Below are 11,858 nucleotides of genomic sequence, written 5' to 3'. Positions count from 1 at the left end.
AATGTTTCGGTTTTTACTTGTCCGGCACATCAGTTTTATAAAACGCCGTTTTAATTTTATTTTATTGCGATTTATTACAGAGTCATTCGATTCATAGCGGAAGTGTGATCGAAGTCGAAACGATGTTTCAAAAAATGAGATGGCGAGCATTTTCCAGGATTGATAGGGGTTTGTAGAAAATGCTGAAGATGGGATCTTATGCAGGGATGAGCAAGATGAGTGGCAGGCTAATCATTTTACTGTTACATATTTTTTAACAAATTATTCTGGCGGCAAGTAAGAATGGATAAAAGGGGCATGACGAATATGCCCCTGGGAAGCGCGGTTTACAGGAAATCCTCACGAACGGGAGTAAAGGTATCCAGCAGGGTGCCAGCTTTCAGACAGATGCAGCCGTGCATAATATGCGGCTTTTTGTAGAGCGTATCTCCGGCGCGCACCACCCGTTTCTCTTCACCGATGGTGAACTCAAATTCGCCGGATAGCACATAGGTCAGCTGTTCGTGGGGGTGGTTGTGCATTGGACCGATGGCCCCGCTGTCGAAATTGACCTCCACGGCCATCATGTTGCCACCGTGCGCAAGAATACGACGGGTCACGCCATTGCCCAGATCTTCAAGGGTGGTCTCGTTATGAAAAATAAACATCCGGCAGTCCTGTTGTTAAGTGAAACAATGTTTCATTTAATTTATCGCAGAATCGTCGGGAAAGAAACGATCGACAAGAGAAGTGGAAAGTTGATCACAAGTTTGTTTCACTGGAGCAAAGCATAATCAGGAGCGGATGATGAAAACGATTGGCCTGTTGGGCGGCATGAGCTGGGAATCCACCATTCCCTATTACCGTTTGATCAACGAAGGTATCAAAGCGCATTTAGGCGGCCTGCATTCGGCGAGTCTGCTGCTGCACAGCGTCGATTTCCATGAGATCGAAGCCTGCCAGTCCGCAGGGGACTGGGATCGCGCCGGCGAGATTCTGGCGCAGGCGGCAGTTGGCCTGCAGCAGGCGGGCGCGGAAGGGATTGTTCTGTGTACCAACACGATGCATAAAGTGGCGCAGGCCATCGAAACGCGCTGTGAGGTGCCGTTCCTGCACATTGCCGATGCCACCGGGCGAGCCATTACCGCCAAAGGCCAAAAGCGGGTTGCCCTGCTGGGAACGCGCTATACCATGGAGCAGGATTTTTATCGTGGGCGCCTGCAGGCGCAGTTCGCTATCGAGACGCTGATTCCGGACGCTGACGATCGTGAACGTATTAACCGGATTATTTTTGATGAGCTGTGCCTGGGGGCGTTTAACGACGACTCCCGCGATTATTACCTGCAGGTGATTGAAGCGCTGGCGGAGCAGGGCGCAGAAGGGGTCATTTTCGGCTGTACCGAAATTGGCCTGCTGGTACCCGTGGAGAGCAGCCCGCTGCCGGTGTTCGATACCGCCGCGATTCACGCCGCGGACGCGGTGACGTTTATGCTCTCTTGAGCACCGCGTCCAGCGGGCCTTGAATCCGCGGCAGGCTCCCTTGCAGGTGCTGAATGAAGGTCTCGACCAGCGCCGAGCCCGGGCGGTGTAGCGGGCGGATCAGGCTGACGGTAAACGGCACTTCGACGCTAAAGCGGCGCACCGCCACGCCGCTTTCGCCATAGTCGAGGGCGGTCAGCGGGTTGACGACTGAGATCCCGACGCCCGCCCGTACCATCGCGCAAACCGAGGACGCGCTGTGGGTCTCCACCACCATCCGGCGCTTCACCTGATGATCCGCAAACAGGGCATCAAGCAGCTGACGATAGCTGTCGGTGCGCGACAGGCTGATATAGTTTTCACCGTGGAAATCGGCCGGAGTAAGCTCCTGCTTACTGGCAAGCGGGTGGCTCTGCGGCAGCACGCAAACCTCGTTAAGCGTTAACAGCGGCGTTCGTTCCGTCCCGGCGGGCGTGTGCAGGGTTTCCGTCAGGCCGAGATCGTGACGTTGGGCGGAGAGCCACTCCTCCAGCAGGGGAGACTCCTGCGGCACAATCTGCAGGCTGACCTCGGGATAGCGCGCCAGAAAGGGCTGCAGCAGCAGCGGCAAAAACGACTGAGAAAATACCGGCAGACAGGCGACGGACAGTTCGCCCTGGCGGAACTCGCGCAGGCTCTCGGCGGCGCTGACGATGCGGTCCAGTCCGTACCAGGAGCGCTGAACCTCTTCAAACAGCCGCAACCCTTGCACCGTCGGCTGCAAACGTCCGCGGGTGCGTTCAAACAGCTTCAGCCCAATCACCTTTTCAAAGCGTGCCAGCTCGCGGCTGACGGTCGGCTGAGAGGTATTCAGCAGACGAGCCGCCTCGGTGAGATTGCCGGTGGTCATCACCGCATGGAAGATTTCAATATGGCGTAAATTGACGGCAGGCATGGCGGCTCTCGACGGATTGGCAGTATCCATATCATTTTTGCATAGAGTCACGATAAAACGATATTTTTTATTCTCTTCAGGCTATGGCGTAATCATAAAAAAACGCGCACAACACAGATAACGCCGGAGTTCATTATGCCACGCTCGCTTTACGCCACCGATACTGACCTGACTGCCGAGAACCTGCTTCGCCTGCCTGCCGAATTTGGCTGCCCGGTGTGGGTCTATGACGCGCAGATTATCCGCCGCCAGATAGCCCAGCTCAGCCAGTTCGACGTGGTGCGTTTTGCCCAGAAGGCCTGCTCCAATATCCATATTTTGCGCCTGATGCGTGAACAGGGCGTTAAGGTGGACTCCGTCTCCCTCGGGGAGATTGAACGTGCGCTGGCGGCAGGTTATGACCCGCAGCAGCATCCGGAAGATATCGTTTTTACCGCCGATCTGATTGACGAGGCGACGCTGGAGCGCGTCAAGGCCCTGCAGATTCCGGTGAATGCCGGTTCAGTCGATATGCTGAGCCAGCTGGGGGAAGTCTCTCCAGGCCATCGCGTCTGGCTGCGCGTCAACCCGGGCTTTGGTCACGGCCACAGCCAAAAAACCAACACCGGTGGCGAAAACAGCAAACACGGGATCTGGTACAGCCATCTGCCGGCGGCGCTGGAAGTGATGCGTCGCTATCAGCTCCAGCTGGTGGGGATCCACATGCATATTGGCTCCGGAGTTGATTATGGCCACCTGGAACAGGTTTGCGGCGCGATGGTGCGTCAGGTGGTGGAGTTTGGGCAGGATCTGCAGGCGATCTCTGCCGGCGGCGGGCTGTCGATCCCGTATCGCGAAGGTGAAGAGGCGATCGATACCGATCACTACTACGGCTTGTGGAACGCCGCGCGCGAGCAGATCGCCCGACATCTCGGCCATCCGGTGAAACTGGAAATCGAGCCGGGTCGCTTCCTGGTGGCCGAATCCGGGGTGCTGGTCTCTCAGGTACGTAGCGTTAAAGAGATGGGAAGCCGCCACTTTGTCCTGATTGATGCCGGTTTTAACGATCTGATGCGCCCGTCAATGTACGGCAGCTATCACCATATTACCGCCCTGGCGGCGGATGGCCGCAACCTGAGCGCCGCGCCGCTTATCGACACCGTCGTGGCCGGGCCGCTGTGTGAATCGGGCGACGTCTTTACTCAGCAGGAAGGGGGCAAGGTGGAGACGCGTTTGCTGCCTGAAGTCGCGCCGGGAGATTATCTGGTGCTGCATGATACGGGGGCTTATGGCGCGTCGATGTCCTCAAACTACAACAGTCGTCCGCTGCTGCCGGAAGTGCTGTTCGACAACGGCAGCGCACGGCTGATCCGTCGTCGGCAGACGATTCAGGAGCTGCTGGCCTTAGAGCTGTTCTAAAAATAGGGCCCCGTCGTAACCGACTCGCGCAAGACCAGCGTGCCGGTAAACGGCGGGATCGTTTCGATCGGCTGGTCGTTGGCGAGCTTGATCGCCTGATCGATCGCGGTGGTGATCATGTTATCGATCGGCAGATAGACCGTCGACAGGCCGGGTTCCAGCCATTTTGCGCTCGGGGCATCATCGAAGCCGAACAGCGAAACGTCCTGCGGGATCCGCAGCCCCGCCTGATGCAGCGCTTTTGAGGCGCCCAGCGCCATATCATCGTTACAGGAAAACAGCGCGCTGAACGTTGTTTTCTCATCAAGCAGCTCACGGCACAGTTCATAGCCGCGGGTCATCGTCGAATCGCCGTATTTCACTTTCGCCGCATCCCACGCGATACCATGCTTTTTCAGGGCCTTGCGGTATCCCTGCAGACGGGCTTTGCCCGTAGGGGTATGCATCGGTACGGTCATGCAGGCGATATCCCGGTGCCCTTGCGTAATCAGATAATTGACCGCCTGAAAGGCCGCATCTTCCTGCTCGAAGAACACGCAGCGTTCCCGCGCCAGGCTGACGTCGCGGTTAATCACGACCAGCGGCATATCGATGGATTCGATCAGCGACATGATCTTCTTTTCGCTCATGTGGCGGGTATAGAGGATGATTGCGTCGCACTGGCGGTCAGCGAGCATCTGCACCGCTTCTTCTTCGCGTTCCGGGGCATCGTGGCCGTCGGTGACGATCAGCTGTTTTCCCCAGGCTTCCGTCTGGCGCGAAGCCTGTTGTAGCAGGCGGCCAAAATAGAAACCATCAAAGGTAGAAACCACCAGTCCGATACTGTTGCTGGTACGGTTCGCCAGCGAACGGGCGAGAAAGTTTGGCCGGTATCCCAGCTCTTCCATCGCTTTGAATACCTGTTGGCGGGTGCTCTCTTTTACCTGACCTGTGCCGTTCAACACGCGGGAAACCGTCGCTTTAGAGACGCCTGCGCGAATTGAGACATCCAGCATTGTAGCCATTCATCGATTCCTGATTTCACGTGATAAGCCGCAGTTTATCACAGACATTCAGAGGGATATGCGCTCAACCGGACGCAAAGAACTATCGCGATCACGCTTTTTGCAGGAAGTGTCCGCAAAATGGCTCTTCTACGCCTTGACGTTCTCGCCACCGGCCGCTGCGGGCGCGGTATACTGGCAGCCAGAGGATTTTCAGCAGGGGATCGGTTATGCATATTCAGCCATTATACGCCGCGCCGCAGCACGCCGAACAGGTGGCGACGTGGCTCTGGCAGGCCTTTGGCGGCGAAACGCTGCCGCTGCCTTTTTTTGCCACTCTCATTGCCCACAGCCAGACGCCGGAGGCGCTGCCGCTCACCTTTATCGCCGTCGAGGGCGAGACGCTTATCGGGACGGTGGGGCTGTGGCGCTGCGACTTAATCAGCCGTCAGGATCTGTTCCCGTGGATGGCGGCGCTGTACGTCTCCCCGGACGCGCGCGGACGGGGCATCGCGGGACAGCTGCAGCAACATGTGATCGACTATGCCCGCCGGCTTGGGCACCCGCAGCTGTATCTTTACTCCGCCTGCCGCGATTTTTATGAGCGTTTTGGCTGGCAGTATATTGGTGAAGGGCTGGATTACCCGGCCACCGCCGTCAGCCTGTATCGTTACGACTTATCGCTTTCCGACGGCGCCATTACCGAGTGACGGCGAACCAGCGTCGGGCTGAATAAATGGGTGATTTCAGGCGCCGGGCGCTGATCCGCCAGCGCCAGCGCCAGTTCGGCGGCCTGCGTTGCCATGGTCACGATGGGGTAACGCACCGTCGTCAGGCGCGGGCGAACATAGCGAGAGATCAGCACATCATCGAAGCCAATCAGCGAAATCTCGCGCGGAACGTCAATACCATTATCATTCAGCACCCCCATCGCGCCGGCGGCCATCGAGTCGTTATAGCAGGCGACAGCGGTAAAATTCCTGCCGCGTCCCAGAAGTTCGGTGATGGCCTGTTCGCCGCCGCTTTCATCAGGTTCGGCAAATGTCACCAGCCGATCGTTACAGGGCAGACCGCTCTCCGTTAACGCCGCGTAATAGCCTTGCAGACGATCTTCAGCATCAGAAATCGCGTGGTTGGAACAGAGGTAGCCGATACGGGTATGCCCCTGTTGGATCAGGTGACGGGTCGCCAGCCAGGCGCCGTAGCGGTCATCCAGGGCGACGCAACGCTGCTCAAAACCCGCCAGAATACGGTTGATCAGCACCATGCCAGGGATCTGTTTCATCAGCCCGGCGAGCTCGTCGTCAGGGATCATTTTCGCGTGTACGACCAGCGCAGCGCAGCGATGGCGGATAAGCTGCTCAATGGCCTGGCGCTCTTTTTTAATGCTGTGATACCCATTGCCGATCAGCAAAAAGTTACCGGTGTTGTAGGCCACCTGCTCGACGGCTTTGACCATTGCGCCGAAGAAAGGATCGGACACGTCACCCACCACCAGACCGACGGTCTCCGTCGACTGCTGCGCCAGCGCGCGCGCGTTAGCATTAGGATGATAATTGAGCGTTTCCATCGCCGCAGTCACCGACTGGCGCGAGGTTTCACTGGCTTTGGGGGAGTTGTTGATCACGCGGGATACGGTAGCGACGGACACTCCAGCGAGTCGGGCTACATCCTTAATTGTCGCCATACCAGACCTTTTATAGGGTAAGCGTTTACATACCGTTATGTTACGGGAAAGTGTGGCAGATTCAAGGCTGGAGGCGCCTGGCTTCGCGCAAATGTGATGCAGATTAGCCTTCATGGTGAAAAAGTTACACAACGACAAGCGCAGGGGCGGAGACGAATGAAACGGCGGTGGGAACATTCACACCTTTGCTTACACTTTGCGATTAGCTGTTGCGAATGTTCGCTGGTTTATCCATTCATTGCATTGATATTCTGGCTATCCCAGAGGTATTGATAGGTGGAGCTAACGTTACGTTGGCCACTCTAATTACACCAGCCTGCGCAGATGCGCAGGTTTTTTTTTGCCCGCAGGCGGAACATGCCGCGACCCGCTCCCGCGAAATGCCCTCGCTACCCGCATCGGATAAGCCTCTTCCTGTTCACCGCTCGCCGCTGTTACAGATAGCGAAAATGGCAATAACTGGTTGCACTTAGGCTTATTCCCTTGCGTTTTATCGCTGGTGCGGCAGGGGCAAAAAACCTGACAATCAGGGTCCCAGAGGTATTGATAGGTGAGTTTTTAAGTACGCGTTTCGTACTGATTATCTTGCACCGGCCTGCGCAGATGCGCAGGTTTTTTTTTACGCCAAACATTCTTCCCCGCACTGCTTTCAAACGCCTTCTCGTGTAACCTGCAATGACTTAATAACCGGTCAAATGGAGTTGTTATGCTGTTGGCATTTTTCAGGCTGTTGTTCAAAGGGTTGTATCGGGTCAGACTGACCGGCGACACGCAGCCCTTGCAACAACAAAAGGTCTTGATCACCCCGAATCACGTCTCTTTCCTCGATGGGATCCTGCTAGCCTTATTCCTGCCCGTCCGACCGGTCTTTGCGGTGTACAGTTCTATCAGCCAGCGCTGGTTTATGCGCGTGCTGACGCCGCTGATCGACTTTGTCCCGCTCGACCCGACGAAACCGATGTCGATAAAACACCTGGTGCGGTTGATTGAGCAGGGGCGTCCGGTGGTTATCTTCCCGGAAGGGCGTATCTCGGTCAGCGGTTCGCTGATGAAAATCTATGACGGGGCGGCGTTTGTGGCCGCAAAGTCGCAGGCCACTATTATCCCACTGCGTATCGAAGGCGCGGAGCTGACCCCGTTTAGCCGCCTCAAGGGGCTGGTCAAACGTCGTCTGTTCCCTCGGATCCAGCTGCATTTGCTGCCGCCAACCCGCATTGAAATGCCTCAGGCTCCCCGCGCCCGCGATCGCCGCAAAATTGCCGGGGAAATGCTGCACCAGATTATGATGGAAGCGCGCATGGCGGTGCGTCCACGGGAAACGCTGTATGAATCGCTGCTGGCGGCGCAGGATCGGTTCGGCGCGCGCAAAAACTGCGTGGAAGACATTAACTTTCAACCCGATACCTATCGCAAGCTGCTGACCAAAACCCTCTTTGTGGCGCGCATCCTGGAAAAATACAGCGCTCAGGGTGAAAGAATCGGCCTGATGTTACCCAACGCCGGCATCAGCGCGGCGGTCATTTTTGGCGCTATTGCCCGCGGGCGTATTCCGGCGATGATGAACTACACCGCCGGGATTAAAGGGCTGAGTAGCGCGATTACCGCCGCAGAAATCAAGACGATCTTTACCTCCCGTACCTTCCTTGATAAAGGCAAACTCTGGCATTTGCCGGAGCAGCTTACTCAGGTACGTTGGGTCTTCCTTGAAGACCTGAAAGGCGACGTTACGACCGGCGATAAGTTGTGGATCTTCGGCCATCTGCTGGCGCCGAAACTGGCGCAGGTCAAACAGCAGCCGGAAGATGCGGCGATTATCCTCTTCACCTCCGGTTCCGAAGGCAACCCGAAAGGGGTGGTGCATAGTCATAAAAGTATTCTGGCCAACGTCGAGCAGATTAAAACCATTGCCGACTTTACTGCCAACGATCGCTTTATGTCGGCGCTGCCGCTGTTCCACTCCTTTGGGCTGACGGTCGGTCTGTTTACCCCGCTGTTTACCGGCGCAGAAGTGTTCCTCTATCCCAGCCCGCTGCATTACCGCGTGGTGCCGGAACTGGTTTACGACCGCAACTGTACGGTGCTATTCGGGACGTCGACCTTCCTCGCGAACTACGCGCGCTTTGCTAACCCGTACGATTTCTATCGTCTTCGCTACGTGGTCGCCGGGGCGGAAAAGCTGCAGGAGAGCACGAAGCAACTGTGGCAGGACAAATTTGGCCTGCGCATTCTCGAAGGCTATGGCGTCACCGAATGTGCGCCGGTGGTATCGATTAACGTCCCGATGGCGGCGAAGGTGGGAACCGTCGGGCGTATTTTGCCGGGGATGGATGCGCGCCTGCTGGCGATGCCGGGTATTGAAGAGGGCGGCCGCCTGCAGTTAAAAGGGCCGAACATCATGAACGGCTATCTGCGGGTGGAGAACCCGGGCGTGCTGGAAACACCGACGGCGGAAAATCAGCATGGCGAAATGGAGAGCGGCTGGTATGACACCGGGGATATCGTCACCTTTGACGAGCAGGGCTATGTGCGCATTCAGGGGCGTGCTAAGCGCTTCGCGAAAATCGCCGGCGAAATGGTGTCACTGGAAATGGTTGAGCAGGTGGCTCTGGGCGTCTCACCTGACAAGATGCATGCCACGGCGATTAAACAAGATGCCGGTAAAGGCGAGGCGCTGGTGCTCTTTACCACCGATAATGAACTGAACCGTGAAAAACTGCTGCGCTACGCCCGTGAACATGGGGTGCCGGAGCTGGCGGTACCGCGCGACATTCGCTGGTTGAAGCAGCTGCCGGTTCTCGGCAGCGGCAAGCCGGACTTTGTCACCCTGAAAGGTATGGTTGAGCAGACGGAAGATTCTGATGAGTGAGTCAGTACACACTAACACTTCGCTGTACTCAAAAGGGATGATGGCGGTCATCTGCGCCCAGTTCCTCTCGGCATTTGGCGATAATGCGCTGCTGTTTGCCACGCTGGCGCTGATGAAGCAGCAGTTCTATCCGGACTGGAGCCAGCCGGTGATGCAGATGTTGTTTGTAGGTGCTTACATACTGTTTGCGCCGTTTGTCGGCCAGTTTGCCGACAGCTTTGCCAAAGGGCGAGTGATGATGGTCGCCAACGGCATGAAGCTGCTTGGCGCTGGCTGCATCTGTTTTGGTCTGAACCCGTTTATCGGCTATACCCTGGTGGGGGTGGGCGCGGCGGCCTATTCGCCGGCCAAATACGGCATTCTTGGCGAGCTGACCACCGGGGATAAGTTAGTGAAAGCTAACGGTTTGATGGAGTCGTCTACCATTGCGGCTATTTTACTGGGATCGATGGCCGGCGGTATTCTGGCCGACTGGCATGTGCTGGCCGCGCTGGCCATCTGTGCGCTGGTGTATGGCGGGGCGGTGATCGCCAACCTGTGGATCCCGAAGCTGCCGGCGGCGCGTCCCGGCCAGTCGTGGCGTTTTACTCCGATGACTCACAGCTTCTTTAGCGCCTGTAAGACACTATGGCGTAATGGCGAAACGCGTTTCTCCCTGATGGGAACCAGCCTGTTCTGGGGCGCCGGCGTGACGCTGCGTTTCCTGCTGGTGCTGTGGGTACCGGCGGCGCTTGGCATCACCAGTAACGCCATGCCGACCTATCTCAATGCGATGGTGGCCGTCGGGATCGTCTTGGGCGCCGGCGCGGCGGCGAAGCTGGTCACCCTACAAACCGTCTCGCGCTGCATGCCTGCCGGGGTTTTAATCGGCGTCGCGGTGATCCTTTTCACCTTACAGCAGGCGCTTTTACCGGCATTTGCTCTGCTGCTGCTGCTCGGTATCTTCGGCGGCTTCTTTATTGTGCCGCTCAATGCGCTGCTGCAGGAACGCGGTAAGCATACCGTTGGTGCAGGTAACGCGATTGCGGTACAAAATCTCGGCGAAAACGTGGCCATGCTGCTGATGCTGGGGCTCTATTCGCTGGCGGTGAGAATCGGTATTCCGGTGGTGGGCGTCGGGATTGGCTTTGGCGCGGTGTTTGCGCTGGCTATCGCCGCGCTGTGGCTGTGGGGCCGACGTCAGTCGTAGCCCGGGTAAACCGTTTACGGCGTCACCCGGGAATCCCCGGCTCGCAGTAGGCTAGCCGGGCTACTGTTTAGTCTTTGCGGTAGCCCGGATAAGACGTCAGCCGCTATCCGGGAGGGGTTGACGCTTACGGTGCCGGGTAGGTATAGACCTGATGCACCGCTTCAATTTCCGCTAATACCGCTTCACTCAGCTCAAGATGCAGGCTCTCAACGTTGGTTTTAAGCTGCTCCAGCGTGGTGGCGCCCAGCAGGGTGCTGGCGACGAACGGCTGACGACGGACAAAGGCCAGCGCCATCTGCGCCGGGTCGAGGTTATGCCGTCTGGCGATATCGACGTAGGCCGCTACCGCTTTCTGCGACTGCTCACTGCTGTAGCGCGTGAAGCGGCTGAAAAGCGTATTACGCGCGCCGGCCGGTTTTGCACCGTTAAGATACTTGCCGGTCAGGGTGCCAAATGCCAGACAGGAGTAGGCCAGCAGCTCAACGCCTTCATACTGGCTGACTTCCGCCAGACCCACTTCGTAGCTGCGGTTCAGCAGGCTGTAGGGATTCTGGATGGTGACGATGCGCGGCAGGTCGTGTTTATCTGCCAGGTGCAGATAACGCATGACGCCAAAGGCCGTTTCGTTGGAGACGCCGATATAGCGGATTTTACCGGCACGCTGGAATTCGGTGAGCGCTTCAAGTGTATCCAGCAGGGTGACGACCGGCGTGGTGTCGGTCCAGCTATAGCCCAGTTTGCCAAAGCAGTTGGTCGGGCGCTGTGGCCAGTGAACCTGGTAGAGATCGAGATAATCGGTTTGCAGGCGCTTCAGGCTGTCGTGCAGCGCGTCACGGATATTTTTACGATCCAGCGCATGGTTCGGACGAATGCTGCTGTCGTTATTACGCGCAGGGCCGCTGACTTTGGAGGCGATAATCAGCTTTTCGCGATTGCCGCGTTTCGCCAGCCAGTTGCCGACGTAGGTTTCCGTCAGCCCCTGGGTCTCCGGGCGCGGCGGTACGGGATACATTTCAGCGACATCAATCAGGTTAATGCCCTGGCTGACAGCGTAGTCGAGCTGTTGGTGCGCGTCGGCCTCGCTATTCTGCTCACCAAAAGTCATAGTGCCCAGCCCGAGCGTGCTGATTTCAAGAGAACTGTGTGGGATACGGTGATACTGCATAGCCGGCTTCCTTTTTTATTAACAAGGTCAGGAGTTCCCCGACAAAGGAGTATCAAAATGGCAGAGGGGGAGAAAAAGAGGAAGTAAAAAAATCAAAAAAGCCGGGGGTTCAGAATCCGAAGACGCGATGCTGCGGAGGTTTCAGAGGATCCCGACTCTTTATTAAGAGGGTCCGCTG

The 11,858-nt window shown here is 57.1% G+C and carries 10 protein-coding genes; 5 read left to right on the top strand and 5 right to left on the bottom strand.

The window, feature by feature from the left end:
• Window positions 1-326 precede the first annotated feature (326 nt).
• The gene (locus tag BV390_RS09575) at window positions 327-647 is read right to left on the bottom strand and encodes a cupin domain-containing protein (protein ID WP_032690879.1); all 321 of its coding nucleotides are present in this window, start codon (window positions 645-647) and stop codon (window positions 327-329) included.
• Window positions 648-786: 139 nt separating this feature from the next.
• Between BV390_RS09575 and BV390_RS09570 the strand changes: the two genes are divergently transcribed.
• A complete protein-coding gene (locus tag BV390_RS09570; RefSeq protein ID WP_032690880.1) occupies window positions 787-1,479 on the top strand; it encodes an aspartate/glutamate racemase in 693 nt (230 codons plus the stop codon).
• Here the strand turns inward: BV390_RS09570 and BV390_RS09565 are convergent.
• Window positions 1,466-2,392, bottom strand: coding sequence for a LysR family transcriptional regulator (locus tag BV390_RS09565; protein WP_032690881.1), 927 nt, complete (start codon window positions 2,390-2,392; stop codon window positions 1,466-1,468). The two genes, BV390_RS09570 and BV390_RS09565, sit on opposite strands and share 14 nt — an antisense overlap.
• 135 nt (window positions 2,393-2,527) lie before the next feature.
• On the opposite strand from BV390_RS09565, the gene lysA reads away from it, so the two are divergent.
• Window positions 2,528-3,790 (top strand): diaminopimelate decarboxylase, encoded by a 1,263-nt coding sequence (lysA, locus tag BV390_RS09560; protein WP_032690882.1) that lies wholly within the window; start codon window positions 2,528-2,530, stop codon window positions 3,788-3,790.
• Here the strand turns inward: lysA and BV390_RS09555 are convergent.
• Window positions 3,787-4,785: a LacI family DNA-binding transcriptional regulator gene (locus tag BV390_RS09555; protein WP_162180069.1), complete on the bottom strand. Its 999-nt coding sequence runs from the start codon at window positions 4,783-4,785 to the stop codon at window positions 3,787-3,789. The two genes, lysA and BV390_RS09555, sit on opposite strands and share 4 nt — an antisense overlap.
• A 218-nt stretch (window positions 4,786-5,003) precedes the next feature.
• Here BV390_RS09555 and BV390_RS09550 point away from each other — a divergent pair, with 218 nt between their 5' ends.
• Window positions 5,004-5,483, top strand: a complete 480-nt coding sequence (locus BV390_RS09550) for a GNAT family N-acetyltransferase (RefSeq protein ID WP_047663441.1) — start codon at window positions 5,004-5,006, stop codon at window positions 5,481-5,483.
• On the opposite strand, the gene galR is transcribed toward BV390_RS09550, so the two are convergent.
• Window positions 5,444-6,460, bottom strand: coding sequence for an HTH-type transcriptional regulator GalR (gene galR / locus BV390_RS09545; protein WP_004867133.1), 1,017 nt, complete (start codon window positions 6,458-6,460; stop codon window positions 5,444-5,446). The two genes, BV390_RS09550 and galR, sit on opposite strands and share 40 nt — an antisense overlap.
• Before the next feature lie 706 nt (window positions 6,461-7,166).
• Between galR and aas the strand changes: the two genes are divergently transcribed.
• Together aas and lplT are read left to right on the top strand one after the other, a co-directional pair.
• On the top strand, window positions 7,167-9,326 hold the full coding sequence (aas, locus tag BV390_RS09535) for a bifunctional acyl-ACP--phospholipid O-acyltransferase/long-chain-fatty-acid--ACP ligase (RefSeq protein WP_032690885.1): 2,160 nt from the start codon (window positions 7,167-7,169) through the stop codon (window positions 9,324-9,326).
• Window positions 9,319-10,515, top strand: coding sequence for a lysophospholipid transporter LplT (gene lplT / locus BV390_RS09530; protein ID WP_032690886.1), 1,197 nt, complete (start codon window positions 9,319-9,321; stop codon window positions 10,513-10,515). The genes aas and lplT overlap by 8 nt, the downstream gene beginning before the upstream one ends.
• 124 nt (window positions 10,516-10,639) lie before the next feature.
• Here the strand turns inward: lplT and BV390_RS09525 are convergent, their stop codons facing one another.
• The gene (locus BV390_RS09525) at window positions 10,640-11,680 is read right to left on the bottom strand and encodes an NADP(H)-dependent aldo-keto reductase (RefSeq protein WP_032690887.1); all 1,041 of its coding nucleotides are present in this window, start codon (window positions 11,678-11,680) and stop codon (window positions 10,640-10,642) included.
• Between the last annotated feature and the right edge of the window lie 178 nt (window positions 11,681-11,858).

The sequence above is a fragment of the Klebsiella sp. YJ genome (genome assembly GCF_002108615.1).
GTDB classification, from domain to species: Bacteria; Pseudomonadota; Gammaproteobacteria; order Enterobacterales; family Enterobacteriaceae; genus Klebsiella; species Klebsiella planticola.
Note: the sequence above shows the minus strand (reverse complement) of the source record. Positions and strands in the feature narration are given on the sequence as shown.

Bases quoted from the DNA above. Each gene is read 5' to 3' on its own strand.
- lysA (WP_032690882.1), top strand. From the start codon at position 2,528: ATGCCACGCTCGCTTTACGCCACCGATACTGACCTGACTGCCGAGAAC.
- BV390_RS09565 (WP_032690881.1), bottom strand. From the start codon at position 2,392: ATGCCTGCCGTCAATTTACGCCATATTGAAATCTTCCATGCGGTGATG.
- lplT (WP_032690886.1), top strand. From the start codon at position 9,319: ATGAGTGAGTCAGTACACACTAACACTTCGCTGTACTCAAAAGGGATG.
- aas (WP_032690885.1), top strand. From the start codon at position 7,167: ATGCTGTTGGCATTTTTCAGGCTGTTGTTCAAAGGGTTGTATCGGGTC.
- BV390_RS09570 (WP_032690880.1), top strand. From the start codon at position 787: ATGAAAACGATTGGCCTGTTGGGCGGCATGAGCTGGGAATCCACCATT.
- BV390_RS09555 (WP_162180069.1), bottom strand. From the start codon at position 4,785: ATGCTGGATGTCTCAATTCGCGCAGGCGTCTCTAAAGCGACGGTTTCC.
- BV390_RS09575 (WP_032690879.1), bottom strand. From the start codon at position 647: ATGTTTATTTTTCATAACGAGACCACCCTTGAAGATCTGGGCAATGGC.
- BV390_RS09525 (WP_032690887.1), bottom strand. From the start codon at position 11,680: ATGCAGTATCACCGTATCCCACACAGTTCTCTTGAAATCAGCACGCTC.
- BV390_RS09550 (WP_047663441.1), top strand. From the start codon at position 5,004: ATGCATATTCAGCCATTATACGCCGCGCCGCAGCACGCCGAACAGGTG.
- galR (WP_004867133.1), bottom strand. From the start codon at position 6,460: ATGGCGACAATTAAGGATGTAGCCCGACTCGCTGGAGTGTCCGTCGCT.